Origin of the sequence: Endozoicomonas sp. ALB091 (assembly GCF_049310265.1) — a bacterium.
In the GTDB taxonomy this organism is placed as follows: Bacteria; Pseudomonadota; Gammaproteobacteria; order Pseudomonadales; family Endozoicomonadaceae; genus Endozoicomonas.
The window spans coordinates 652,738-678,927 of record NZ_JBLYNQ010000003.1 but is presented as its reverse complement, the minus strand read 5'-3'; the positions used below and the strand labels follow the sequence as shown (position 1 = coordinate 678,927).

Here is a 26,190-nt window from a genome sequence, read left to right as displayed (position 1 = left end):
AATACTGAGGCAGCTTGATACTGACTCTTATGACAGCGATTAAATTACAAAGTTCAGGAAACAGTTGGTTGGATATGAACAGATCCGTAAGTAACTATTCGCTAATACCGGCCACGCAAGTACACCACGCAGGGATACCCCGCCCCATAAGACCTTCAGACTGGATTGACATTAGCTGTCAGGCGGGTCATGGATTCGTAATTCGTTGAGGCGACTTTCATCCATCAGCCAAATCCACTGGCTTAAATCTACTGGCGGTTGCCGGTCATTGGCAATGCAAGCTTCAAGATAACCTGTCAGCCACAGTTTCTGATTTATTTTCCAGAGCTTAAGGGGCGTCAGAACAGTAAAGAGCCACGCAGCCAGTTCTGTACTCCACTCACTTCCGCTACCGTAGTAGTTTTTTCTTCCAACCACCGGGCCGCGTAATGTCTGCTCAGCGATATGGTTGTCCATAGGAACATCCGGATTCTGAATAAACCGGACAAGCCCTTCCCAATGATTTGCCAGGCTCTCGATCTCTCCCCAGCGAGCACCGGTAGACAGACAAATCTGAGTGAACAAACCTGATGAGTCAACTCCACGCCAACGAACCCAGCCGCAATGCCCACCTGTCTCTGAAGAAGATACTATTGCTCCTGGGGACATTCCAGAGGGTTCTGTTCGGCACGGTCGGGAGCCCTATACCGTTCAGGAGCTGGTATTCGGGTTAAGACCATTCGATACTGGCTTGAACAATGGTTGACCCCGGAGGGAAAGCCATCAGTGGCAAACCGCCAGCCAATCTGCATGGTCATCACTTTGGCCCACAGCTTCAGGCTTATGCGTTGGTCCAGCATCATGGCTGCGCCGTTACCCAGCCTCAATTACTGGAACTACTCTGGGATATCTACCTTAGTGAAAGCCAGATCAGGGAGCATGTAAAACGGAGGAAAATCAGCGGCGGGACGCGAAGCGATGCAGGACGGCAAAGTCGCGACACCTTTGCCCCTGAGACTTGCTTGCATGGGTTGGCGGGAGGTTCGTCCTCCCATCTTTTATGACCAGGGATGGTCGGTATACTGGCAATGCAAGGGCAATGCAGGCAAGCGTTGATATCCATACCGTTCGCACTGAGCGAAGTCGAAGTGCGGTGCTCCCATCCTTCGACTCCGCTCAGGAAGAACGGGGTGTAAGGGTATTAGTGTGCATCAACCTCCAGACGGAACTGTTCAGCCCTGGAGTTCTCCTGCTGAGTCTGTTGTTTCTGTCAGCAGTAAAAGCCACTGCGCCCCACTTGCACCACTTCGCAGAGTACCTGCACCGGATAGATCACCTTCTCCTTATCTACCTTGTCATCAACTGAACTATTGTGCTTAACGAGGTGTCCTAAGTCATTAAACCACTTCAGTTATAACTGGCCATGAGTTCAATACAGCTGAATTGTCCCTTTCCTTTAACCATCACATGGTAGTATGTGTCAGTTTTAAGTGGGCTGATATTGATTGATTTCCTGTCACCTTGGCTGAGCTCTGAAAATTCGTACTCGCTGTCGGTTGGCCACTGATCTGGTCGAATGAGTATTTCAAGCTCTCCGTTACCACTTCTGCCGTCTATGGTGAAAATCAAGCTTTTGGTTCCGGAGGGGATATAGATATAAAAATAACGGTTTTTATCAGAGCTTAGACCAATCTTGGGTATTTTATTATGTAACTGGGGGTTTTCAATATCATGGTCAGTGACTGGAGTATCAGGTAGAATAGGCTCATCATCACCATTGTCAGGGATAGAGTCATAATCCCGTGGACCATAACCTGAGAGTTGGTTATCTGTACTTTCATAGTCCAGAGTAATAGCATGTGCGTTGAAGATAAATGTAAGGTTAATAATCACTACTGTTAATAGGCTTGCTATAAGAGAGTGCTTCATCTGAAAACCTTTGAATACGAATTTAATCATTAAATGAATATTGGATGTGGGAAGATCTGAAGAGTTTGAATAGTAATAATCTACGTATAAAATACACCTCGAACAGGTAGACCAACGGATAAAGTGGGAGGTAGAAAGCAGTAGCGCATGAGTAATGAATGATCATTAAATCTTTATGATAGTAGCTCTCAATTTTTCTATTATTCTTTATCTACTAATAATACTTTTTTTTTATAACTGATATTCTTAGCCTGTTGAAGTTTTACATCGGTAACCAGACGTAAGCGCTTATTTGAGGACGTCTTCAAAGACCTGCCTTTGACTGCCACGCTTTCACCTGTTTCAAAAACAGGAGCGAGCCATGCATCAAAAAATATCGAATCGCCGCACTTCTGCACAGTGGCAAAACCTTATCGACCAGCAACAGGAAAGTGGTGTCAATCAAAAAGGCTTTTGCGAGTTAAATAATATTTGCCTGTCAACGTTCACCCTCTGGAAGCGCAAATTAGCACAGACCGCTGTTATATACACTGATTAAGTGGGCAAGTAATAAATACCGGATATCGACTCGGGAAGCGGAGCGAAGGCTCGGAAAACTGAGGAAGATGAGGCCGAACTTATTTGCTCACTGGGAATTACTTCGTGCATCAAATGTGTGACCAAGAGCCGTATGACAGGATACACGTACGGATCTGTGAGAAGCTTGGGGGGGAAATTCCCTCAGGCTAACTCGACTCTGCTGGACAGAAAAAGGCGCAGATAGCCGTGTTCCAGACGCTGATCACCAGTTGCCTGCTGGCGGGTATCGATCCTTACAAATACCTGGTTGATGTTCTACAGCGTATCAGCCTCCACCCGGCCCCGTGATATCAGGGAACTGATACCGCGACTCTGGAAAGAGAAATTCGGGGCCAATCCATTAAAAGCCGATCTTGACAAGTAGGGGGAGTCTGCCCCCTGCTTGGACGCTTACGACCACCTTCACCTTTTTACCTCGTCATCAACTGCACTATTGTGCTTAACGAGGTGTACTAAGTCATTAAACCACTTCAGTTATAACTGGCCATGAGTTCAATACAGCTGAATTGCCCCTTTCCTTTAACCATCACATAGTAGTATGTGCCAGTTTTAAGTGGGTTGATATTGATTGATTTCCTGTCACCTTGGCTGAGCTCTGAAAATTCGTACTCGCTGTCGCTTGGCCACTGATCTGGTCGAATGAGTATTTCAAGCTCTCCGTTACCACTTCTGCCGTCTATGGTGAAAATCAAGCTTCTGGTTCCGGAGGGGATATAGATATAAAAATACGGGTTTTTACCAGAGCTTAGACCAACCTTGGGTATTTTATTATGTAACTGGGAGTTTTCAATATCATGGTCAGTGACTGGAGTATCAGTGACTGGAGTATCAGGTATAGCAGGCTCATCATCACCATTGTCAGGGATAGAGTCATCATCCCGTGGACCATAATCCGAGAGTTGGTTATCTGTGCTTTCAACAGTATCGAGCCAACCGTACCACTCATCATCATGTAATTTTCCAATTCTGTCTATCCATGCCCGGTAAGCTTTGTAATCATTACTGCGTGTCAAGGATAGCATTTCAGAAATTTCAGATGGATGTCGCTCGAACATAAAGCGCACAGCGAGATAACCCCATCGATAGATTAGTGTTGTACCACTGCTATAGCTATTTCGAAAAACGGTACTCAATGGGTATTGTTTGGTTCGAGCAAGGGACACTGCTTCAGGATACTCATTCCGGTGTGAGATATATTCTCCCAGTCCTTCAATCCACCAAATGGTATCAGTGGAGGTTGAACGACGAAAATCACCTGCCATGTTGAATCGGCCATCCAGGTAATGTACATACTCGTGCCGAAGGTTCCAGACATGGAATTCAGGTCTCAGCCAGTCGGCCTCGTAGGCAATAAACCGGGCTTGGTTGTCAGGTTTCTCAGGTGCGCCTTCAAGGTACATTCCTCCATTATCGGTACTGATATTAAATAGTAAACCGGCATACATTTTATAATCTTTGGCAGTGTTGAAGATCACCAGCTCAAGGTCATCGTTCAGGTCATTCGCTACTGGCTGGAAGTTGGTCCGTAATTTGTTATGGAAATATTCCTCTTGCTCTGATAATTGATCGCAGATCCATTCTGCTTGAGCAACCGTCATATTTTGCGAGCGAACTTTCAGTGTTTTACTACAGGTATGATTGAAAACAAGAGCATTGTTTTCAACCTCTTCCTTGAAATTGCAAATGCCATAATGCTCACAGTTTTCATTGTCATAATATGAAGCTATTTCAGCGGCAACCAGCCATAATGGCGTGCCTTTTTCACTGTTATTTTGTTGACTCAGAATTGCATTTAGTTGTCCGCTTACCTTTGGCTGAAGCTTATTGTGCTGAACAAAGCGCCCAAGCTCCCGGACGACATTAACCAGAAGATATTCATTGTCTGTTCCAAGAAGATGTTGTTTCGTATTGTAAAAATTATACAAGTCATCAAGAAGTGTCGTATCCCTTTCTATAGCCGTTACAAATGGCTTCAGCTGGTGTCCACGAAACAAAACTGTCATACCATTATTAACTGCAATGGTCATATTTCTGCTGGCTTCAAACTCCTGATTATAGGATGTAAGTAGACGCTTTATGACAAAAATATAACGGGTATTCTGGGCGGAGCTATCAATTAATGTGACTGCTTCAGACAACACCTCACCATTTTTGTCAGAAACAGCAAAGGCATTTGGGTTGGCAAAGAATGAATCAAGAGCTTGCTGCATAGCACTGGCAAGACGGGAGTCATAATCCCCAACGGTGTCTGGCTGATAAAATTGCACATAATACCCAGCCCTTAAATAGAGGATCATTTGCTGTAAACCCTCAGAATTATCGCCAGTATAATTTTGTGAAAAACGAGTTACTTCATTAGCTACAGTTATCATTTTGTCCTGACTAAACAGTTGGCTACTAATGATTCCTGTTACTGAAAACAAGTTATTTATACATGCCAACTCAGCTTTACGAATAGCTTCCGTCAGTTGCTGTCCTCCGAGCGCGGCGAAACTCTCAGGGGTGCAGGTTAAACCTCTGGTAACTGCAAGTTGGCTCAACTTTTCCTGAATCAGAAAATCCCTGACTTTTTGATGGGGGTTATTGGGTGGCAGTGGCTTTCCATCCAGAATTTCCTCGATCTGTCTGCCATGTATCACTCTTGTTTCAAAGTCCAGAGTAATAGCATGTGCGTTGAAGATAAATGTAAGGTTAATAATCACTACTGTGAATAGGCTTGCTATGAGAGAGTGCTTCATCTGAAAAGCCTTTGAGAATACGAATTTAATCATTAAATGAATATTGGATGTGGGAAGATCTGAAGAGTTTGAATAGTAATAATCTACGTATAAAATACACCTCGAACAGGTAGGCCAACGGATAAAATGGGAGGAAGAAAGCAGTAGCGCATGAGTAATGAATGATCATTACATCATTATGATAGTAGCTCTCAATTCTTCTATTATTCTTTATCTGCTAATAATACTTTTTTTTTATAACTGATATTCTTATTAGGGCCTGTTGATGTTTTACATCGGTAACCAGACGTAAGCGCTTATTTGAGGACGTCTTCAAAAACCTGCCTTTGACTGCCACGCTTTCACCTGTTTCAAGAACAGGAGCGAGCCATGCATCAAAAGATATCGAATCGCCGCACTTCTGCACAGTGGCAAAACCTTATCGACCAGCAACAGGAAAGTGGTGTCAATCAAAAAGGCTTTTGCGAGTTAAATAATATTTGCCTGCACTGTACACGACAATTTTCATGAGGCCTTCTCCCAGCTGACCTCAAATAACAGTTCTACTGCTTCATATATTTCTTCCAGCCAAGTATTCACGTGATTGAGAATTCTGGCGAGATAATCCAGCCCTGCACGAAAAATGGACTGTGCTTTACGTCCATGACTTTTTACCTTGATCGGGGTTGCTTCATTTATCCAATCCCCCGTCTTGTATGCCCAGCAAAAGGCTAATGCCAGACTACAGAGCAATTTTGATATTTTATCCCGATCCTTCAGGCGAGTTTCCTCAAGGTTAACGCCTCTGCCTTTCATCGCTTGAAACATGGTTTCTATTTGCCATCTCCGGAGATAATCGTCAATGGCTCGCCAAGGCTCAGCATTGCAAATCACAACCATTGGATCCTGCTGACTTACTTCTGATTTTTGTCGTGTACAGTGCTGGAGTGTTTGTTTCATTAATAAAAAAATAAGGCAATACGGAGGCAGCTTGATACCCTGACTCTTAGGACAACGATTAAATTACAAAGTTCATGAAACAGTTGGTTGGATATGAACAGATCCGTAAAAACCGTATTTGACTCAACCCAATGAAATCTCTATAGTTTGTCTCCGTTGACGCAGGGCGCTCGTAGCTCAGCTGGATAGAGTACCTGGCTACGAACCAGGCGGTCGGAGGTTCGAATCCTCCCGAGCGCGCCAAGTCAACAAAAGTGATTGACGAATTGAATTGATTCAAATATCTTTCACGTCGCTTCAAACAACGCGCTCGTAGCTCAGCTGGATAGAGTACCTGGCTACGAACCAGGCGGTCGGAGGTTCGAATCCTCCCGAGCGCGCCATATTGAAACGGTGAGGTGGCCGAGAGGCTGAAGGCGCTCCCCTGCTAAGGGAGTATACGGTTTGTAGCCGTATCGAGGGTTCGAATCCCTCCCTCACCGCCATTTATCTTTTCTAGCGTTTTGCCAAGAAAGCTAAGACTATCGAATCAGATAGATAGTACGTATTAAGTTCGGTTAGTCCAGATCATTCCTAGAATATAATACACTCCTTTGGGCGGAATCTTGCGTAATATTCACCTTGTGTATCGTGTTGATGAGATTGTGGATTGTCTCTTATTTGCTTCCATTGCTCATAAATGTTTCCTTGATTTGGAGTTGATCCGATCCTTGCTTGGGCAAGTCTAATATCTTCTCTTGTACAAATACGCTCCTTTGAGTGGGATCTTGCTAGAGATGCATGTTGTGTATCGTGTTGATGAGATTGTGGATTGTCTCTTATTTGCTTCCATTGCTCATAAATGTTTCCTTGATTTGGAATTGGTCTGAACCTTGCATTGAAAAGTCCAGTATCTTCTCCTGTACAAAGACTCGTTATCAAATCTAAATCCTCATGGATAACGAACATTTCGATGAATTGCTCAAGTTTAATAGCTGCTTTCGTTCCTTTAAATTCACCATGCAAAAATTGTTCAACATTTGATTTGTTTTGTTCTGTATCGTACCAGTTTAAGACTGTGTCAACTTTTGCAAAAAGACGTGATCCATAACCCATATGTGCCATACCACCATATAATATGTTATCATGGTCAGCGAAACACTTAAAAACTTCTGCACCCATCAGTTTTTTTAGCTGACTATAAGCTGCCATTTGCTGTTTTTTAATTAATTCAGCAGATTGAATTTCAGTCCGTTTTTGTAAAGCATTCTCGTAATTTAGTTGGCGTGCAATTAAGTAAGCATCATAAAAGGCTGTTTTTCCACTGTATTGAATTCGAGGCATTCCAGTATTGTCAATTACCAATCCTTCAATAAGGTCGCTGCATGGTGTTTTCTCTGGCATTATCTTCCAGCCATCCGGGAGAGAAATATCAGCCGACACCTTTGACTCCATTTCTCTGGCAATATCCATGACGATAGCTTCTGATTCAGAATCAAAACTGGTTGTTTCTGATTCAGCACCTAAAAATGGATATGATGAAGATGGTAACAAAGAAGCTGAAGCGTTTGGTTCAGGATCGTGAGTAACCTTAGGCTCAATAACAGTAATCGTCTCATGCTCGGCTAGAGTTTTTTGTGTGTTTTTACCTGATCTTTCAGGTGAGCTGTAATTAATGTATTTATTTGTTGGGCTGTTGTTATCTGTGCGCTTATTATCTGAACACTTATTATCTGAGCTCTCTCCAGCCATTAAATAATTAGAAGGCTCAGCTAGTTTAGTTAGGGAGTTTACTGGCTGCATAATATAATCTCATAAATTTTCAGTTAATTTACAGGATAACCAGTCTTTTTCCGACTCGAAGATAATAATCCTTGTAGATCAAGGGTGACGTTACTCAGAGTATTATTAAGAAGTGGTAAACCGGCAACTTCGTTTGATAATCAAGTCAGCAATAAGTTCAATTTTAAGGAACGCTGGGGCTTTCTGTCTGGGTCGATCTCATTATCAACAAATATGCTTTTGGCATTCCGGTCAACAGACAACTTAAGTCAGGAGAGACTTTATCGATGCCTGTCGTGGCGACTCGGATCTGGATAAATGGAGCAATAGAATTGCTTCTTGTCAGGAATGGTAAGACTCAAAGTAAGGGTGCTCAAGCGCTTCAGTGGGGGACAGGCGCATTTTAGGGTCTGGTTCTGTTAAAGCCCTGAAAAAATCCGCAGCTTGTTCGCCTTCCACTTCCAGAAGTTTCTGGTAAGCATCCTCTCTCGCTTCTTTTAGCTGGGCTAAAGCCTCTTTATAAGACATCTTACGTTCCCACATATCTTGAGTAACAGGCATTACAGGATCACCACCTAAACACATTTCAGCAAAAGTACATCCCAGGGCCCAGGAGTCTGCTCTGACATTAGGTTTTTTGGTCAAATTATACATTTTTTCCGGTGATATATAATCTGGTGTTCCGCTGAGAACTGGAGTGGCCCTGTCCATTTTTGCTGAAAACCCGAAGTCGCATATCTTCACCAGACCTTTTCCATTGATCAGAATATTTTCTGGTTTAATATCATGGTGTTGGTAGCCGGCTTTAAATAGCGTGTTAATACCCCTGGTAGCCTGAAAAAAAGTGCTTTTCAGTTCTTCACCTCTAAAAAGACCATCCTGTTCTAATGAGTTCAGTAAATCATGACCGCCATATTCCATAAGAATGTATTTTTGATCGGATTTTCCACGACTCAGGCAAACAAGGTTGACAATATTCTCTGTGTTCTCACCGGTTGCTGCTATTGCCCGCTGAATTCTTACCATTTTTGCACACTCATCTCTGCGCTCAGTCTCATCGCCAACAATTTTAAGGGCGAATTGTTGATTGGTACGCTTGTGTTTTACAAGAACCACAGAGCCAAAACCTCCTTTGCCTAATGTCTTGCTCTTTTTTAATTCTTTTTTGGGTATGATTGCACAGTTGTACTCAGGATCGATTGGGGCACCCTGAAAAGTGATAGGTTCAGCTGGTTGAAGATCAAGAAGCACATTGGACTGCCCATCTTTTTGCACAAGAGGTGTTTCAGTGCTATCTGTTATCGAACTTTTACTGACTTTGTTGTTCAGGTTGCTTGTGTTGTCAGGGGTTATCTTGCGTTGATTTTCTAATTCCGTTATTGCTTTTTCTGTACTGCCTTGAATTTTCTGGTAGTGTTTTTCTGGATTTACGGCAACTGTCTTAAGAAATGGTTCTACTGTTTCCTCTCTTAAATTTTGAATGTTTTTTGATAATTGTTCACTCTCTTTCAGATTGTTCCGGGCAAGGCATAACTTTTTGATTTCACTTACATCGCTTGAGAATGTATTAACCATCATCTCACATATTTCTTTTTCAAGCCTGACAGCCAGGTTTTTATCAATATGCTCAGCGGCATTAAAGAGGTTTTTGATGGCATTACATTTTTTCATGGCCATATTAAAGTCTTTTTCCGGGTCTCCATCGTAGGGGATGCTTTTAAGATGGTTCGGCATAGCCTTCACCAGAACTGCCATCTGATCATGTATTTTTTGGTTGAGTGAGTCGATCACGTTGGCTGGTAGCTTATTGCCTGCCTTAAGCCGGTTGACTTCTTTTTTTAATGCAACAAGGCTTGCACCCGATTTGCAACGATTGATTTCATGGGAGAGATAGACTTCAGTATCTGATTCGATCAGCTTCCTGAACTGATTCTTGTCAAAAAAAGTACACTCTTCTGGTATTTCATCGGGAAGTTTTAAAATACTGTCAACGTGGTCTGATCTGTTTTTACCTTCCTGATCTTCTTGAACTTCTTCCATTAATACTTCGATACGTCTGTTGGTTATGCATTTTTCAAATTCATACATGTTGGCTTTCGGAACGGATTTTTTTTCGTCAATAAACGCTTTATTAAAGTGATTTTCAATACGTCGTCCCCATTTAGAGACCAGTTTTCCATCGCTATCCAGTATCTTGGTGCCTTTTTTTTCTTCGATCCCCGAATAATTTGCTGCTTTTGGTTCAGCCAGATTGATTTGTTCAGGGTTTATATATAAGGGCGAGGTTACGTTGAAACGTTCCATGTCATGATCCGATGCTATGTATCTTTCTGAATATATCAAGAATAGCAAGCAGCAAAGTAAGGGTGCTTCAGCGCCTGGGTGGTGGACAGCCGGTCACCAGGATGCAGCTTGGTTAATGACCTGAATAACTCAGCTGCTTGCCTGCCTTCCCGTTGCAGAAGCTGCTGGTATGCCTCTTCTCGCATCGTTTTCAGATGAGCTATTGTCTCACCAGGGAGCTTGTGACTTTCCCATATAGTGCGAGTACCGATCATGACAGGGTAACCTAAGCGCAGTTCAGCAAATGTACACCCCAGGGACCAGGAATCAGCTCTATCAATGGGGCCGCCGCGCAAATCATACAGTTTTTCCGGAGGCATATACTCTGGTGTTCCCCTGCCAATTTGAGTTCCCCTGCCCATTTTTTCTGCCAGGCCGAAATCGCAGATCTTCACAACACCTTTTCTACTAATCAGGATATTTGCAGGTTTAATGTCATGATGCTGGTAACCGGCTCTAAACAGGGTGTTAACGCCCTTAACAGCCTGGAAAAAAGTTCTTTTAAGCTCGTTCCCCCTGAAACGGCCATACTTTTTTGATGAGCCCAGTAAATCCCGCCCCCCATACTCCATAAGAACATATTTTCTATCTGACCTTCCTCGACTCAGGGAAATAAGGTTGACAATATTCTCTGTGTTACCATGGATTTTTGCTATTGCCCGTTGAATTCTTATTAACTGTGCACACTCTTGCCTGCGATCAGTATCGTTACCCACCATTTTCAGGGCAAGGTATTGATGGGTATATCTGTGTATCACAAGCACCACTGAGCCATAAGTCCCTCTGCCTAACTTCCTGACCTTAAGTAAATCTTTTTTAGGCACGATCGGGTAGTTGTACTCTTTATCGATAGTGGCCCCCTGAAAGGTAACAGGTGCTGCTTGCTGCAGATAAAGGGCTGCGTTGGGGTGAACGTTTCGTTGCAAAAGATGCCTTTGAGTTTTCCCATTGACGGCCCTGGCGGTGTCTGCGTTCACATAACGTTGTCCTGTCTCTGGAGTTACAGGGTGCCTGCCAAGGCAACCTTTTACAGGCTCAGGTTGTTTTGGTGGCAGATGCTGGAAATGATGTTGTCCCATTTCATCTGCAATTCTTTGAGGCATTGTGTCCCCCGGGCTCAAGCGTCCGCTAAAAACCTTCGAGCTGGTTTGTAAAGGTACTATACCTATATAGAACAGCTCGTCTTTCTAATCTGCAGGGAAGCAGCAAATGAATGATTCAGTGCTCAGCGCGCCTGATGCCCAGGCAATGGCCATTGTGGGGGACTATATGGCCAGGGGAGGGAGTCTTGCTGAAGCCAGTAATATCAGTGAGGAGGCGCAGGAAGCCATCTATGAGCTGGCGTATCTGAAATATAATAATGGTTTGTACGAGAAGTCTGCCCGCCTGTTTCAATTTCTCTGTCTCTATGATCAGTGGAATCCCCGCTTTTTCACTGGCCTTGGTGCCTGCCAGCAAATGGTGAACCTTTATGGTGAGGCCATTGATACGTATCTGTACGCCATTTCTCTTGATGCCAATGATCCGCATCCGATGATTTATGTGGGCGATTGTTATGTCGCCCTGGAGCAGTATCCAAAAGCGAGGCTTGCTTATCGGGCGTCGGTTTTAATGGCCCATGAATCCGGCACCACCAGTCCTGAGGTAAGCCGGGTAGAAAAAATGATTAACGAGTTTTGATGACACTGCAAGGAGTGAGGGTATGAGTGAGGTATCCGGGGATATACAGCCCAGCCGACTGGAACCTGTGCCGCCAGAGTTTCTGGCCGGGCAGCCTGCAAAAGAGAAGGTTGATAAGGTGGCTTCCGGTTACCAACAGTCGAACTCTGTCTCACAGGGTCAGGCAGCCAGGACTGAAGATTTCCCTGTTGCATCTGTGATTCCGGTTCCTGCCCTGCAACCGGCTCTTCCTGGCGCAATGGTGGCTCCCTCTGAAGAAATTAAGGGGCTCCTATCAACAGCCCTGGAGATCAGAGACTCTCTGGGGCAAAAATCTACAGGAGCAGCTGCCGAGCCTTTGCCGGGTGGCTTTTCAGCGTCTTTGTCAAAAGCGGCATCTGAACAGCCACCTCGGGAGCTATCGACCTCTGATAACCCAGCCGCAGGGACTCAACGCTCAACCGTCAACGTGCCTGCATCCACCCCATTACAGGATATGGTGACAAAGGTGCAGTCGGCACTGCCAGAAGCCACGGATACGGATGAAGTATTGGGCGTCTACGAAAGTAATGTCAGACAGCTGACAGAGACCATTCAGCAAGCTTTGGCAGCAGGATCATCAGCCCCTCTTCAGGTATTAAGCGTTGTTGCTGACGTGTTCCCATCGGATGCAAATACCGGCTCACTGGCGCTGCAAAGGGTGATTGATAATATTGTTTCGATCAATCGCAACAGTGGGGAGTCATCTGTTCATAGTGGCAGGGTCATTCAGCAGAACAGTGCATATCTTTATGGAATGCCGGAACATGTGCGGTTAAGTCTACTGTCCCAGAGGTTAGGCATTGATCTGCAGCCATTAATCAGAACCCGTGAAGAGTTCCTGGAGAGCATTCTGGTCGCCCAGAGGGGTATACTGCTTGCTATTGAAGCTATGTCTAATGCAGAATTTTTCGAGCTCTTGAAAGAGCGATTACGGGAAGAACAGATCAAAGAGGACCTGGTCAAAGAAGGCCAGCATAAAGAAGTGGTGGACAAACTGAAGCAGGCCATTGCAGCACTGAAAGCCGGTGAACCGACAGTGGCTGCTGAAGTACTGAACTCGGCAAGCCTGATCACCACGGCCATTGAGCAGATTGTTGATCGATATACATCCGATGAAACACCCGGGAGTCTCAGGCAGCATTTGCAAGAGCACCTCACCCGGGTTCTGGACAGTGTCACCCAACAAGGCTCATACCAGGATATGATGAATAAGCGGGTGGAACTGCTGCAATCCGCCAAAAAAGTCTGATAGCAATTTATTTTAATTTTTCCAAAATTCCTTTGCATATTGGCTCAATCATCGAAAATATTTTTGCGGAATCATGACCTGTATTTTCATAATGTAACTTGATAAGAAGTTTCGCGTAAATTGTGTTGAATTCACCTCTGCTTGGAATCCCTTCAACTCTGGTAATAGAAGATAGCTCTGGATAATCTGATAGCATGTAGCTAAGCCGGTCAAGTAATTGCACTTGAGTAAGCACGTCAATCGGCATATTACTGACTCTGAACGTTGTTCCTTCAGACATGCTTGATGACGACAGTGAGCTGAAGCTACTCACGGAGCTGCTTGAGGTTGTGTTTAAAGTGGAGTCACTATCCGGGCTGCTTACGGTTGTGGTTGAAGAGGAGGCACTCTCTGAGCTGCTTCCGGTTAACGCCAAGAATGAATCACCTAAGCTGCTTTCAGTTTTTGTTAAGGTGGTGTCACTCTCTGAACTGCTTTCTGTGATTGTTGAGGAAGAATCACTCTCTGAACTGCTTCCGCTGACAGTTGATGAGGAATCACTATCTGAACTGATTCCGGTTATTGTTAAAGATGAGTCACTCTCTGAGCTGATTCCGGATATTGAAGCAATTGTGCGCTCAACAAGGCCTGTTGTTGGTAAATGCTGATCATCACTGTCAGGTATTTCTTTTTTAATCGCTTTCTTTGCGGGCTCATCATCAGGAGTTCTTGGGGATGATGGTGTATCTCTTATACTTCCTATCTTGAGCATATTCTTTTCCTTTTCTTATTTAACGACATGAGTACTTGAGGCAGCGCATAAGTGGTTAATGGGTAGAAACGTAGAATCTCCATGCGCCGATGCGTTACTGTCCACCGAAAAGAGCGTGTTAAACGACATGTTATATGCTTCCTTCACGTTTAATCACCAGAATTCTAGCGTGTCCTGTGAGATGGGCAATGTTCTCCGTGACAATAAAACCAGCGAATATCCCTTGAGGTTTGTCTCATGTGATAGCCCAAAGTAAGAAATATTCGGATTTAGCGTAAAATCTGATAATTTACCGGGTGAACCCAAAGATGGGGTTCGTTATTTTTTCAACAAAATGATCAGGTGTAAACAATATGAGTACCGGTAGAGTCAGTGCCTTGATACTGGGCATTTCTGTTTTTCTGGGGCTTTCCTGTCTGGGGTATTTGTTGGCGAATGCTGCCATTGAGTACAAGCAGTATGAAAGAAGTGTCACAGTCAAAGGGTTATCAGAGAGGGAGTATCAGGCAGATGTCGTGATCTGGCCTATTCAGTTTTCAGCGGCCGATAATGATTTGAAAGCTCTCTATGGCACGATTGAAAACAATATTGACAGCATCAGGGAGTTCCTGGAAAAGGGTGGTATCGCGGCTGAAGACATTAGTCTGATGTCGCCTGATATTACCGATAAATCGGCTAATAACTATGGCAGCAGCAGTCGCCCGGAGTTTCGTTATACTGCCCTGCAAACCATTACTATCTATTCCAGTCATATTGAAGCGGTGCGCTCGGTGATGGGCAATCTGTCGGACCTTGGCCGGGAGGGCATTGTGTTTACCGGAGGTCATTACGGTTCACAGCCGGAGTACCTGTTTGCCCGCCTGAATGATGTTAAGCCGGAAATGATTGAGGAAGCGACCCGTAAGGCCAGGGAAGTGGCGGAAAAGTTTGCCTCGGATTCACAAAGCGAGCTGGGCAAAATCAAGAGAGCTTCCCAGGGGCAGTTTTCCATCAGTGATCGTGACCGGAATAACCCTCATATCAAGAAAGTCCGGGTGGTTGCGACGATTGAGTATTATCTCTCCGATTGATGATCACAGCAGGTTATCTGCTGACGTTTAACCAGTCGTTAGCAATTTATAACTGGGTTGAGAGGTGTTTAACCTCTCTTTCGACAGATTCTCTATTGCCATATTGAGAGAGTTCATATCTGATGTGTGCGTTCAATTCATCGGAATTAAGCCGGTCAAGTTTATCGTTGTCGTGGATATCCCTGCTTTGGAAATCCATAGATAAGAGTAAGAGGAATCGCTCCTTGGCTAACAATGAGTCACTGTCCAGGATTTGCCTGCAAAATTCTTCGGATGCAACCATTTTTTCTCTCAGGGGATTTCCTAGGTTATAAAACAATCCATTTGATAATTTATCAATGAAAATAGTTAGCAGGTTTTCGGCAGTTCCTTCGGGCTCTCCGGGATTCAGGTCCGGGCGGTCAAGTAGCGTAAGTGCTAAATCGGGGTTATTTAACAATATTGCCTGACCGATAAGGCTAACAGGGATCTTTCCTTCAGTCACTCCTTTACTTGTTTTATAAAATGATGATTCACGAGGAAATTCAATATGAAAGGAAGATTTAAATCCTCCATGATAGAAAAATTCTATTTTTGTATTTACCTGGGTTCTGGGATCGCTGGCAAGTAACGCACTGATTTTACCTCTGTTTTTGGCTCCTGCCTGGCTGTTTACTAATTCCGTTGGTGTCATCCACATAGAAACATATGAATCTTGAATATCATTGATACTGTTCAGGTCGATTTCCTTGCTTCGCAGTAACACCTTCATTGTTTCTGATGTGAAATTAGCAGGCGAATAGCTAGAGTGCCTGCCCCTTTGAGGGAACAGGAGTGGGAGGGGAGGTTTTTCATAACTCTTACTCGCCAACACTGTATTCGGTGATGCTCCATAGTTAATTAACAATTGAAATGCTTCAGTGTTGCCATGGACTGCAGCCTGAATGGCCGGGTTTTGATTTTGTTGCTTCAAGCAAAGTCGCAAAGATGTCGGGTGCCTGTCAAGAATACGGTTGATCAGTTTAGTATCGTTATGTTTGGCTGCTTCCATTAATGCTGAATCCGGTCCCCTTGTTTTCAGATGCAATTTGTCAACTTTATGCTGAGTCCAGGAGCAGGACCGTGCCTCACTGCTCTGTTGTCCACGAGTTGAATGACTACTGCCAGGCAGGCTGTAATTCCCAGGAATATGGCTATTGGTTGCTCCACCAGTGGCTATCATCTGTCGTCTCCATTTTTATATTACAGGGGAATGCTTTGATTATTTTTTTTAAAAAAAGTTCACAAGGCTTCGGACACTTTTTCTCGAAAATATCCTGTGACGTGTAAGTAAACGACTAATATATAGACATCAATATTCGTTTATTAAAGCTATTCATAAACGACACAGTACATAATGCTTTGGACGCTATGGCTATGCTGAAAAAAACACAGAATACCTTCATCCTACTACTCATTTTGGCACTTGTCGTATTTCAGGGAAAAGCTATCTTCCGTAATCTGAGCAGATACTCATCAATTAGTGAAAAGCGGTTTAGTCCTTGGTAGGTATCCCTGAATGATGTTAAGCCGGAAACGATTGATTATTTTCTCTCCGATTGATGATCACCACAGGTTGTCTGCTATCTGTTAAACAGCCGTTACCCCTGAGCAGGGAATATGCTATTTTATGCCGCCTATATAAGGCAGTAAGGGTTCGGCCCAGCGTGAAAATTCCGGGCGTTACGAATCCGAAGGAGCAAATGTGACAGGTTCCAATGAGTCCTGCGAAGGGCTGGTGTCTATTCGAGACTTTGTACGCTGGGGAGCAACCCGCTTTAATGAGGCGGGGCTGTTCTTTGGTCATGGCAGTGATAATGCGCTGGATGAGTCCCTGCATCTGGTTTTCCAGGTATTGCAGCTGCCCTGGGATCTTCCCGACCAATATCTTGACAGTCGTTTAACCCATCGTGAGCGTGAAAAACTGGCCAACCTGATTGAAGAGCGAGCGGTCAGTCGTAAACCCCTGGCCTATCTGGTCAATCAGGCGTGGTTCTGTGATATGCCATTTTATGTGGATGAGGGGGTGCTGGTCCCCCGTTCTCCCATTGCCGAGCTGATTCTCCAGCAGTTCCAGCCGTGGCTGGGGGATGTAGAGATCAGCCGTGTGCTTGATCTGTGCTCCGGTTCCGGGTGTATTGGCATTGGTGCAGCCCATGCTTTTCCTGAATCCCAGGTGGATCTGCTGGATATTTCTGAAGATGCACTGGAAGTGGCCAACATCAATATTGATCGCCATGAACTCTGGGGCAGGGTGCAGGCCATTAAGTCGGATCTGTTTGATTTTCTGGATGCTTTGCCAGAGCGTCCCAGGTATCAACTGATTCTGAGTAATCCACCCTATGTGGATGCTGAAGATATGTCCGATATGCCGGAAGAGTTCACCCACGAACCCGAGCTGGGTCTGGCCGCCGGAGATGACGGGCTTGATTTCGCCCGTACCATTCTGGCGCAGGCAGCTGATTACCTGGATGACCAGGGGCTGCTGGTGCTGGAAGTAGGCAACAGTCAGTGGGCTTTACAGGATGAGTATCCGGAAGTACCGTTTGTCTGGCCTGATTTCGAAAAAGGCGGTCATGGTGTTCTGGTGCTGTCCGCTGAAGATTGCAGAAAATATCAGTCTTTGTTCAAAAATCGGTTAAAAGCCCTGTAAGGGGCTTTTAGCCATTTTGGGAATTTTCTGAAAATAACAATGAGATCGCTCAAGTATGGCAGGAAATAGTATAGGACAATTGTTCAAGGTAACTACCTTTGGTGAATCCCACGGTCTGGCACTGGGCTGTATTGTTGACGGTTGCCCCCCGGGGTTGCCCTTAACAGAAGCGGATCTTCAGGTTGACCTGGATCGTCGTAAGCCCGGTACCTCCAAATTCACCACCCAGCGTCGTGAGCCGGATCAGGTCAGAATCCTCTCCGGCGTTTTTGAAGGGGTGACCACCGGTACCCCCATCGGCCTGTTAATTGAAAACCAGGACCAGCGCTCCAGGGATTACTCCAATATCAAGGATCTGTTCAGACCCGGTCATGCGGATTACACCTATGCCCATAAATACGGTGTCCGGGATTATCGCGGTGGTGGCCGTTCATCCGCCAGGGAAACGGCCATGCGAGTGGCTGCTGGCGCTATTGCCCGCAAGTTCCTGCAGTCCAGGGGGATTGAAGTGCTTGGCTGGCTGTCCCGGATCGGCGATATTCAGGTCGAGAAGCTGGACTGGGATGAAGTGAGAAACAACCCGTTCTTCTCGCCAGATGCGGACAAAGTCCCGGAAATGGAAGCGTTGATTACCAGCCTTCGTGCCGAAGGTAACTCCGTGGGCGCTCGTGTTTCCGTGATGGCAACCGGTGTTCCGCCAGGGCTTGGTGAACCGGTTTTTGACCGCCTTGATGCGGATCTGGCCCATTCACTGATGAGCATCAATGCGGTCAAAGGCGTTGAAATAGGTGACGGGTTTGCCAGTGTCAGCCAGAAAGGTACAGAGCACCGGGATGAGATTACCCCGGATGGCTTCCTTTCCAACCATGCCGGTGGCACCCTGGGTGGTATCAGTACCGGGCAGGACGTGGTTGCTCATATTGCCCTGAAGCCAACATCCAGTATTACCACCTCAGGAAAGTCGATTAATAGTCAGGGCGAGCGGGTGGAGGTCGTCACCAAGGGGCGCCATGATCCCTGCGTAGGTATTCGCGCAGTACCCATTGCTGAAGCGATGATGGCGATTACCCTGATGGATCATTTTCTGCGGCACCGGGCACAGAATGCCGATGTCGTTAGTCCTATACCGGTTGTTTAAAGCACCAAAAAGGCCAGTAACCGAACTGGACACTGGCCTGAATGTTCATGCTGAGTCTTTACACGGACAGGACTTTCAGATCATGGGCGAGCCAATTTGATAGCTCTCTCAATCTTAATAAATTTCAATACTTCTTTGAAAGTACTCTGGCTCTGGTTTGCTTGCCACTGTTTTAGAGTTTTTTCGACAGTTTCCAAACCATCAAGATCACCACGATCAAGGATTGCTTTGATATCATCCTGCCATTGCTCACCTTCTACATAACCAGGAGTGTTGAATTTTTCTAACAGTTTGCTGGCCCCATTTTCCATATCTAAGGGCATGACAGATGGTGTTGTGGCTTGTTTTGGTTTGATTAAGTTTTGTGCAACTTGTCGGTTCGTTGCGCGAGCTTTCTTGATTTCTTCCATACGAACTTTGTAAGCCTTTTTTGCGTTGGCAATATTTCTCTCTTTTCGATCCTTGAACAGATTCTTGTTCGCCTTGTACTTATCCAGACTGGAATTAACATGAACCGCTTTCTGGCCCCCTTTTTCAATATTCTGGTGATAACTCTGCTTAAGTTCTGCAATTCTATTTTTATAATCTGCTTCTTGCTTCGCTATGTCAGCTTTCATTGCCTTTTTGGCATTTGCCATTTCCTGTTGGTATTCTTTGCTCGCTGCCGCGCCCAGTTCCCTGCTTATCTTACCGTAAGCAGAGGAAATCTGTCCTTCCAGCTTGTGGAGAGCCTCTTTTGCTTCAGTCAACTTGTCCTTATTATCACAGTGCTTGTTAAAACAATCCTGTGTTTCGGAGTTCTGGAATTGCTCTTTAATATTATTGACTTGTGATTTTATCTGGCCTTTACCGCTTGAGTTGATTTTTATGTTTTTTGAACCGCTACTGGTTGGAATTTTTAGATTTTTTACTTTATTTAGGTCTTTATCATTAAAACTGCCTTTATTAAATAATTTCAAAGCATCTGAATATGAACTTTCAAACTCTTTGACCTTATTCTCAAGTGCCTCAACTTCTTTCTTACTTTCTTTTACTTTAGAAACCAGTTCATTGTATGCCTTTGCGGAATTTGCTGAGTCTGATTTTCCATCTTGACCTTGTATTTTACTGACTCTCTGCTGCTGAAAATAATTTACCCTTCCCCAATTGGTTTGTTGGATTTTTCGGCTAAACAACTTTGTAATTACTTTCTTTGGTTTAGATAGATAATCATTGTCATAAGCCCTGCTCAGACCTGGCTCTTTCGTACCTTTAAAGGTTGTCACTAACTTACCCAGAAAGGATTTTTTAACGGGAGTGGCACCGTTGATAGAAGCATCGGATGGCGGTACTTGAACATTTTGTAGTGTCGAACCAGCAACTCTCGAGCTATCCATAGTATTTCTCCAGCATTCCTTTGGACTTGATAAGTACTAACTGTAGTCAATAAAACCAACGCTTTGTGATTTGATGCTGGGATAGGGCGGAAATGATCAATATAATGACACAATCAATGGTTTTGATAATGAAAACACAAAAGGGTCAACCAATACGTCAAAGAGAGAATGTAAGAATCTGCACGGCAATAAGATGCCGCATGGTTCATTTTATTCGTTTAATACAGGCATGCTGCTCACCTGCTTAATTGTATAAGAAATATTGAACGGGAACTTTTGCGTCATTTAATGGACAAACACAATAATATTTGGTCGATTGTCCAGTATTTTACGTACTATCGTTCAAATTTTACTAATGCAACATGAGTTAAAAGTTATGCATGGCTTAGAATTAAACGTCTCTCTGCAGGGCGTGATGACACCCGCTGATTCGGTAGTCTCTAAAGGGGATAATCCGGAAATTGAAAAATGCAATTTCTGTTTTGGCAATCTGGGTGATCAGCGTACTGTTGTTATGTTTCCCTGTACCCATAGCTACCATAAGATGTGCATGGAAGAATTTCTGGAAGTCCCAAAGAATACCACTTGCCCGGGATGCAATCATAGCGTTACCCATTGTTTATCACCTGATGAGACGCCGCTCCTGGTGGCAGCTGCAAAAGGTCGGCCTGACGCTATCAGTGGCCTGCTTGCCCTCGGTGTAAATGTCAATGACAGCACCGAAGATGGGCTAACTCCCCTCCATTGCGCTGCCATCAAAGGTGATGTAGCGACTTTAGAGCATCTTGTCCGCCATGGTGCTAACGTCAACGCCCTCACAAGAGGTATGACTCCACTCCATTTTGCGGCGCAATTCGGGCATCTCGATACCATCTGGTTCTTGCTTGAAAATGGTGCAAATATCAATTACCAGGCAAATGTGATGGAAACGCCCAGTCAAATCCAAGACAGGCGTGATTGGAACGTTTTATTGGCTTCGGTGGAAAAGTGGCAGGGCCTCCCTTTGGGATCCACTCTCGAATACCATGGAAGCGATGCGCAAATAACAAGCTACGGGAAAACTCCCCTGCACTGTGCCATTGAAGCCGGGCAGGAACAGGCTGTTAACGATCTGGCCGTTGCCGGTGCCGACATCGAAGTACTCATTGGTGAAGGCAAGACACTGCTCAGCTGGGCAAAAAGTGAGGGGAAACTGACGAAATCCATAATTTGTTCTTTAGCCAATGCAACTTGTGATACTGAGGCCCCCTGCGAAGGGGCACGTGCAGAGCTGCTTAGTGCATTGATTGAAATCAATGACTGGGCTTTATTCGACAAATTGTTGGCCAATACCAGGGGGGTTGCTCTTCATAAACTTCAATGCCTGGGGTCCAGTCAGCTCGCCTTTTTCCGGTCGGTTGAATGCGGTCAGACAGATATTATCAAAGCCATGATTACCAGAGGCGCTGACGTTAACGGCCTTAACGATCGTGGTATGACTCCACTTTACCGTGCAGTCTGCGAATGCCAGCCTGAAAGCGTTGCAACGCTGATTGCAGCAAATGCTGATGTCAATGCCACTATGGGAGAATATAGGTGGACCGCCCTCCATCTTGCGGTTAAAAAAGGTGAGTCATCCATTGTTCAGCTCTTGATTGACGAAAACGCTAATGTCAATGCCTGTGTCTCAGACGGGGAGATCCCGTTCCCCCCCGATAAAGCGTTTGACAGATATACAACCAATAGTACAAACGGGGGTACCCCTCTTCACCTTGCAGTTGAAAGTTGTCAGCCAGAGATTGTTGAACGCCTGATTGCTGCAAAAGCTGATGTTAATGCCCTCAATACTGCAGTACATACCCCTCTTAAAGTTGCACAAGTCCTTCTCGACAGGGCAATTTATCATGTGGATCACCTGAATGACTTTGCCGCTATCAATAAGGTTGAATCTTACCAAACTATCATTCAACTCCTGCAAAGTGTAAACGCAGGTTCAGGTTTTGAATATTGAGTTTGTTTGGTAGTGCTATCACTGTTCCGGGGCAGTGATACAAGCACAATGGGGCGGTTGATTCAGGTTCGCACGATGCGTGAGGGAGTCAGTCCGTCGCCAATGGGCAGCAGATAGCCCGGTTGGTCATCGTTTTCAGCAATGGTTCCTGCCGCTGTCCAGTGAGAAGGAAAATCTTTTGCAGCACATAATACGCATAGCCGCTGTCTGGATTTAGGCATATTATACTGCGCCTTTCTTCTTCCTCTTCTCTTGAACAGGCCATTATCGTGCCACATCGAGCCCATCTGTTGTCACTGAAGCTTTGCCATGCCCTGAGTCAGGCCTGCATTGCCGACAAGTATACTGGCAAACGTTTTGCCAGCGACCTGCTGGCGGGACTAACCGTCGGAATTATTGCCATCCCGTTATCCATGGCGCTGGCCATCGCCAGTGGTGTTGCGCCACAGTACGGTCTTTATACGGCGATCATCAGCGGATTTATTATCGCCTTGCTGGGCGGGTCCCGTTACAGCATATCCGGCCCCACCGCTGCCTTTGTGGTGCTGTTATTTCCTATTGCAGAAAAATTCGGTCTTGCTGGCTTGCTGCTGGCAACGGTTATGTCAGGCATCATTCTGGTGCTGATGGCTCTCATGCGCCTTGGACGTCTGATTCAGTATATACCGGAGTCGATCACACTGGGATTTACCGCTGGTATTGGTGTTGTAATTGCCACACTGCAGCTGAAAGATTTCTTTGGTATGACCATCAGTGCCATGCCTGAGCACTATTGGGAAAAAGTAACAGTTCTGGTCAATGGAGTGGGCAGCACCCATTGGCCAAGCCTGCTGATTGCCATCGTGACACTGGCCGTGATGTTGTTGTGGCCCCGGTTAAGGTTGCCCATTCCCGCTCATTTACCGGCGGTGATTATTGGCAGTTTACTCGCTCTGATAATGGGCCATTATGGTTTCGATGTTGAAACGATTGGTAGCCGATTCCAATACCTGCTACCTGATGGCTCCATGGGTATGGGGATTCCTCCGGTCCTTCCCGAGTTTGCCAGGCCGTGGATGCAGGCGGGTGTCGATGGTCAACCATCCGGTATCAGCTGGTCACTGGTTCAGGCCCTGCTTCCTTCCGCTTTTGCCATTGCCATGCTCGGGGCTATCGAATCGCTGTTGTGTGCCGTCGTGTTGGATGGCATGACGGGTAAACGACACAGTGCAAACAGTGAGCTGTTAGGGCAAGGCATTGGCAACATGGTTGCGCCATTCTTTGGCGGGATTCCAGCCACTGCCGCCATTGCCCGATCAGCCGCCAACGTCAAGGCCGGGGCACAGAGCCCGGTAGCAGGGATGGTTCATGCCCTGGTTGTGCTGCTGGCGCTGGTAGCACTGACCGGTATTCTTGCCTGTATTCCCATGTCTGCGATGGCTGCTTTGCTGCTGGTGGTTGCCTGGAACATGAGCGAAGCACCTAAAGCGGTGCACCTGTTGAAAACGGCTCCGCGCAGTGATGTGCTGGTTTTTCTGGTCTGTTTTTTCCTGACGGTTGTCTTTGATATGGTCATTGCCATCAGCGTTGGTGTGGTACTGGCCGCATTGCTGTTTATGAAAGAAGTCGCTGAGATGATCCAGGTCAGGGATATCACCAGGGACAAACGCTATGTAGATACGCCAATAGTGCCAACAACGGCCGTCCTTCGCATCGAGGGACCGCTGTTTTTTGCCGCTGCTGATCATGTTTTTGGAGAGATCAGTCGTTTAAGCCAGGATAAACATACGATTATTTTACAGATGGAAAATGTCTATCTGCTGGATGCGGGCGGTCTCTCGGCCCTCACGCGATTGATTGAACAGTGCAGGAAGCACCATACCCGGCTATTGATCAGTGAATTACAGTTCCAGCCATTAAAAAACCTGGCCCGGGCCGGCGTTGAGCCTGTAGAAGGTGTGGTGAAATTTTATCCTTCATTGAATGATGCGTTGCTGGACGGGTGTCGGTCGGTTAAAAAATAACAGCGTTAAAAAAAGGCATCCGTTCAGATGCCTTTGTTGTGATATTTACAAGGGATAGTTATCAGGCTTTGCTGGGAGTGTACATGGCCTCAATCTCTTTCTTAAATCGCTTCATAATAATTTTACGACGCAGTTTCAGGGTTGGCGTGATCTCACCCAGCTCGATGGAGAACTCTTTGGGCAACAGCGTAAATTTCTTCACCTGTTCAAATTTAGCCAGCCCTTGCTGGATTTTATTGACCCGCTCCTGAATCAGTTCCTGAATGCTGTTGTGCTGAATCAGTTCCCTGTGGTTCTGGTATTTCAGGTTCAGCGCCTTGGCGTGTTCTTCCAGAGCTTCAAAGGCAGGAACAATCAATGCCGTTACGTAGTTTCTGGCATCGGCAATAATGGCAATCTGTTCGATAAAGCGGTCTTTGGTCAGCGTGCCTTCGATGTATTGTGGTGCGATGTATTTACCGTTGGAGGTCTTCATCAACTCCTTGATGCGTTCGGTCATACGCAGCGCACCGTTCTCATCGATCAGACCGGCATCGCCGGTGTGCAGCCAGCCGTCCGCAGTAAAGGATTTTGCGGTTTCTTCCGGCTTTTTGTAATAGCCGCGCATGACGTTGTCGCCTTTAACCTGAATTTCACCTTCTGCACCGATGCGCACCTGTATGCCCGGTAAAGGAATACCACAGGAACCAAACTCAAATTCAGTATCACGGAAACAGGTCACGGTTGCCACGGTTTCCGTCATGCCGTAACCCACTTTCACATCAATACCAATGGCATGGAAGAAACGGTTGATGTCGTCATCAAGACGAGCGCCGCCACAGGGCATAAACCGGATATTACCGCCCAGGCCCGCGCGAATTTTGCTGAACACCATTTTGTCGGCGATACGGTTGAGCTTCTCCAGATAAGCAGGTGCCTCAACACCTTTGCGGCGGTATTCCATGTGGGCGTTGCCAATGCTAACCGCAGTTTTAAAAATCATACGACGAATAAAGGGGGCTGTGGCAACTTTACTGTGAATGGTCGTATAGACTTTTTCAAAGAATCTGGGAACGGCACAAAGCACCGTCGGCTTAACGGTTTTCAGCGCTTCACTGACCTGATGGGGCTCTTTGAGATAGACATTGGTAACGCCACGGGCAAGGGCGTAAAAACTCCAGGCACGCTCAAAAATATGGCTCAGCGGCAGGAAGCACAGCGAGGTGTCCAGGCTGTCCAGGTGGATGATCTGGTCATGGCCACGGAAGCTGGCTGCCATATTGGCATAGTCCAGCATAACGCCTTTGGGCTCGCCCGTGGTGCCTGAGGTATAGATCAGGGTGAACAGGTCTTCCATGCAACGGGAATTCAGCCTTTCTTCAAGAATGGCCGGTTCAACACCGTGCTGGATAAAGTCGTCAAAGTAGATAGCCTGCGGGCAGCTGCTAATATCAACCGAGCGGTCAAAGATAACTATGGTCTTTAATGTGGATGACCGGGCCAGTAACTCAAGCGCACTATGGTATTGTGCCTGTTCACCCACAAACAGCAGACTGGCTTCTGTCTCATCCAGAATGTATCTGACCTGCTCGGTGGTGCTGGTGGGGTACAGCGGTACGGTAACCAGTCGTGCCTGAAGGCAGGCCAGGTCGGCTACGGTCCACTGAGGCATGTTCTGGGACCATATGCCCACTTTCGCCTGTACCTGCAGGTTTTGCTTTAACAGTGCGCGGGAAGCCTGGTCAATCTTTTTGCTGAGCTGATGCCAGCTGACTTCCTGCCACTGATGAGCATCCTGATCAGCGCTTTGAGTGACGAAGCGCATGGCAATATGTTCCGGGTTGCGCTGGGCACGATCACGGATCTGGCTGATCAGGTGCATATTCAAGGTGGAGTTCATCGGCACGGAACGTATTCTCAACAGCTGGATGAAATGTAGACAACAAGAAACCAAATGTTACAGGATGGCTTGGAAGACCAAAATTGATCCAGAT

23 protein-coding genes, 3 tRNA genes and 1 pseudogene are annotated in these 26,190 nt (G+C 45.8%); 14 read left to right on the top strand and 13 right to left on the bottom strand.

Going from position 1 to position 26,190, the window contains the following annotated elements:
* Window positions 1-171: 171 nt before the first annotated feature.
* The gene (locus tag ACO6UX_RS05975; RefSeq protein WP_422445768.1) at window positions 172-564 is read right to left on the bottom strand and encodes an IS66 family transposase; all 393 of its coding nucleotides are present in this window, start codon (window positions 562-564) and stop codon (window positions 172-174) included.
* Between the two features lie 65 nt (window positions 565-629).
* A complete protein-coding gene (locus ACO6UX_RS05970; RefSeq protein WP_422445766.1) occupies window positions 630-842 on the bottom strand; it encodes a hypothetical protein in 213 nt (70 codons plus the stop codon).
* Between the two features lie 236 nt (window positions 843-1,078).
* Here ACO6UX_RS05970 and ACO6UX_RS05965 point away from each other — a divergent pair, with 236 nt between their 5' ends.
* Window positions 1,079-1,345 (top strand): hypothetical protein, encoded by a 267-nt coding sequence (locus tag ACO6UX_RS05965; protein WP_422445764.1) that lies wholly within the window; start codon window positions 1,079-1,081, stop codon window positions 1,343-1,345.
* A gap of 41 nt (window positions 1,346-1,386) precedes the next feature.
* Here ACO6UX_RS05965 and ACO6UX_RS05960 read toward each other — a convergent pair whose 3' ends face one another.
* The gene (locus tag ACO6UX_RS05960; protein ID WP_422445762.1) at window positions 1,387-1,908 is read right to left on the bottom strand and encodes a PPC domain-containing protein; all 522 of its coding nucleotides are present in this window, start codon (window positions 1,906-1,908) and stop codon (window positions 1,387-1,389) included.
* Window positions 1,909-2,269: 361 nt separating this feature from the next.
* Between ACO6UX_RS05960 and tnpA (ACO6UX_RS05955) the strand changes: the two genes are divergently transcribed.
* Window positions 2,270-2,446: an IS66 family insertion sequence element accessory protein TnpA gene (tnpA, locus tag ACO6UX_RS05955; protein ID WP_422445760.1), complete on the top strand. Its 177-nt coding sequence runs from the start codon at window positions 2,270-2,272 to the stop codon at window positions 2,444-2,446.
* 199 nt (window positions 2,447-2,645) lie between these two features.
* Window positions 2,646-2,851, top strand: a pseudogene (locus ACO6UX_RS05950) (transposase domain-containing protein); the annotation flags it as partial.
* A gap of 106 nt (window positions 2,852-2,957) precedes the next feature.
* Here the strand turns inward: ACO6UX_RS05950 and ACO6UX_RS05945 are convergent.
* Window positions 2,958-5,225 carry a collagenase gene (locus ACO6UX_RS05945; protein ID WP_422445758.1) on the bottom strand — a complete coding sequence of 756 codons (2,268 nt, stop codon included), beginning with the start codon at window positions 5,223-5,225 and terminating at the stop codon, window positions 2,958-2,960.
* Between the two features lie 369 nt (window positions 5,226-5,594).
* Here ACO6UX_RS05945 and tnpA (ACO6UX_RS05940) point away from each other — a divergent pair, with 369 nt between their 5' ends.
* Window positions 5,595-5,735: an IS66 family insertion sequence element accessory protein TnpA gene (gene tnpA, locus ACO6UX_RS05940; RefSeq protein WP_422445756.1), complete on the top strand. Its 141-nt coding sequence runs from the start codon at window positions 5,595-5,597 to the stop codon at window positions 5,733-5,735.
* Here tnpA (ACO6UX_RS05940) and ACO6UX_RS05935 read toward each other — a convergent pair.
* Window positions 5,730-6,098 (bottom strand): hypothetical protein, encoded by a 369-nt coding sequence (locus tag ACO6UX_RS05935; protein ID WP_422445754.1) that lies wholly within the window; start codon window positions 6,096-6,098, stop codon window positions 5,730-5,732. The genes tnpA (ACO6UX_RS05940) and ACO6UX_RS05935 overlap by 6 nt on opposite strands.
* Window positions 6,099-6,330: 232 nt before the next feature.
* On the opposite strand from ACO6UX_RS05935, the gene ACO6UX_RS05930 reads away from it, so the two are divergent.
* The 3 genes from ACO6UX_RS05930 (at window position 6,331) to ACO6UX_RS05920 (ending at window position 6,649) form a co-directional block, all read left to right on the top strand.
* Window positions 6,331-6,407: transfer RNA gene (locus ACO6UX_RS05930), tRNA-Arg, on the top strand.
* 63 nt (window positions 6,408-6,470) lie between these two features.
* Window positions 6,471-6,547 (top strand) — tRNA-Arg (locus ACO6UX_RS05925).
* A 9-nt stretch (window positions 6,548-6,556) separates the two neighbouring features.
* Window positions 6,557-6,649 (top strand) — tRNA-Ser (locus ACO6UX_RS05920).
* An 88-nt stretch (window positions 6,650-6,737) separates the two neighbouring features.
* Here the strand turns inward: ACO6UX_RS05920 and ACO6UX_RS05915 are convergent.
* The 3 genes from ACO6UX_RS05915 to ACO6UX_RS05905 all read right to left on the bottom strand — a co-directional run bounded on the left by ACO6UX_RS05915 (window position 6,738) and on the right by ACO6UX_RS05905 (window position 11,371).
* Window positions 6,738-7,946, bottom strand: coding sequence for a hypothetical protein (locus ACO6UX_RS05915; RefSeq protein WP_422445752.1), 1,209 nt, complete (start codon window positions 7,944-7,946; stop codon window positions 6,738-6,740).
* Window positions 7,947-8,267: 321 nt separating this feature from the next.
* Complete coding sequence (locus ACO6UX_RS05910) at window positions 8,268-10,229, bottom strand: serine/threonine-protein kinase (protein ID WP_422445750.1); 1,962 nt, start codon at window positions 10,227-10,229, stop codon at window positions 8,268-8,270.
* Window positions 10,230-10,264: 35 nt separating this feature from the next.
* A complete protein-coding gene (locus ACO6UX_RS05905) occupies window positions 10,265-11,371 on the bottom strand; it encodes a serine/threonine-protein kinase (RefSeq protein ID WP_422445748.1) in 1,107 nt (368 codons plus the stop codon).
* 106 nt (window positions 11,372-11,477) lie between these two features.
* Between ACO6UX_RS05905 and ACO6UX_RS05900 the strand changes: the two genes are divergently transcribed.
* Window positions 11,478-11,948, top strand: coding sequence for a SycD/LcrH family type III secretion system chaperone (locus ACO6UX_RS05900; protein WP_422445746.1), 471 nt, complete (start codon window positions 11,478-11,480; stop codon window positions 11,946-11,948).
* A gap of 22 nt (window positions 11,949-11,970) precedes the next feature.
* Entirely contained in the window at window positions 11,971-13,218 is a 1,248-nt protein-coding gene (locus ACO6UX_RS05895; RefSeq protein WP_422445744.1) for a hypothetical protein, read from the top strand.
* A gap of 7 nt (window positions 13,219-13,225) precedes the next feature.
* Here ACO6UX_RS05895 and ACO6UX_RS05890 read toward each other — a convergent pair whose 3' ends face one another.
* Window positions 13,226-13,969, bottom strand: coding sequence for a hypothetical protein (locus ACO6UX_RS05890; RefSeq protein WP_422445742.1), 744 nt, complete (start codon window positions 13,967-13,969; stop codon window positions 13,226-13,228).
* 353 nt (window positions 13,970-14,322) lie between these two features.
* Here ACO6UX_RS05890 and ACO6UX_RS05885 point away from each other — a divergent pair, with 353 nt between their 5' ends.
* Window positions 14,323-15,039, top strand: coding sequence for an SIMPL domain-containing protein (locus ACO6UX_RS05885; protein WP_422445740.1), 717 nt, complete (start codon window positions 14,323-14,325; stop codon window positions 15,037-15,039).
* 46 nt (window positions 15,040-15,085) lie between these two features.
* Here the strand turns inward: ACO6UX_RS05885 and ACO6UX_RS05880 are convergent, their stop codons facing one another.
* A complete protein-coding gene (locus ACO6UX_RS05880; protein WP_422445738.1) occupies window positions 15,086-16,240 on the bottom strand; it encodes a hypothetical protein in 1,155 nt (384 codons plus the stop codon).
* Between the two features lie 522 nt (window positions 16,241-16,762).
* Between ACO6UX_RS05880 and prmB the strand changes: the two genes are divergently transcribed.
* Both prmB and aroC read left to right on the top strand, forming a co-directional pair.
* On the top strand, window positions 16,763-17,710 hold the full coding sequence (gene prmB / locus ACO6UX_RS05875; protein WP_422445736.1) for a 50S ribosomal protein L3 N(5)-glutamine methyltransferase: 948 nt from the start codon (window positions 16,763-16,765) through the stop codon (window positions 17,708-17,710).
* 55 nt (window positions 17,711-17,765) lie between these two features.
* Window positions 17,766-18,848 (top strand): chorismate synthase, encoded by a 1,083-nt coding sequence (gene aroC, locus ACO6UX_RS05870; protein WP_422445734.1) that lies wholly within the window; start codon window positions 17,766-17,768, stop codon window positions 18,846-18,848.
* An 80-nt stretch (window positions 18,849-18,928) separates the two neighbouring features.
* On the opposite strand, the gene ACO6UX_RS05865 is transcribed toward aroC, so the two are convergent.
* Entirely contained in the window at window positions 18,929-20,224 is a 1,296-nt protein-coding gene (locus ACO6UX_RS05865) for a hypothetical protein (protein ID WP_422445732.1), read from the bottom strand.
* Window positions 20,225-20,600: 376 nt separating this feature from the next.
* Here ACO6UX_RS05865 and ACO6UX_RS05860 point away from each other — a divergent pair, with 376 nt between their 5' ends.
* Window positions 20,601-22,214, top strand: a complete 1,614-nt coding sequence (locus tag ACO6UX_RS05860; protein ID WP_422445730.1) for an ankyrin repeat domain-containing protein — start codon at window positions 20,601-20,603, stop codon at window positions 22,212-22,214.
* Window positions 22,215-22,276: 62 nt separating this feature from the next.
* On the opposite strand, the gene ACO6UX_RS05855 is transcribed toward ACO6UX_RS05860, so the two are convergent.
* On the bottom strand, window positions 22,277-22,435 hold the full coding sequence (locus ACO6UX_RS05855) for a hypothetical protein (protein ID WP_422445728.1): 159 nt from the start codon (window positions 22,433-22,435) through the stop codon (window positions 22,277-22,279).
* Between the two features lie 48 nt (window positions 22,436-22,483).
* Between ACO6UX_RS05855 and dauA the strand changes: the two genes are divergently transcribed.
* Window positions 22,484-24,217 (top strand): C4-dicarboxylic acid transporter DauA, encoded by a 1,734-nt coding sequence (gene dauA, locus ACO6UX_RS05850; protein ID WP_422445726.1) that lies wholly within the window; start codon window positions 22,484-22,486, stop codon window positions 24,215-24,217.
* Between the two features lie 61 nt (window positions 24,218-24,278).
* On the opposite strand, the gene ACO6UX_RS05845 is transcribed toward dauA, so the two are convergent.
* The gene (locus ACO6UX_RS05845) at window positions 24,279-26,096 is read right to left on the bottom strand and encodes an AMP-dependent synthetase/ligase (RefSeq protein WP_422446155.1); all 1,818 of its coding nucleotides are present in this window, start codon (window positions 26,094-26,096) and stop codon (window positions 24,279-24,281) included.
* Window positions 26,097-26,190: the final 94 nt, after the last annotated feature.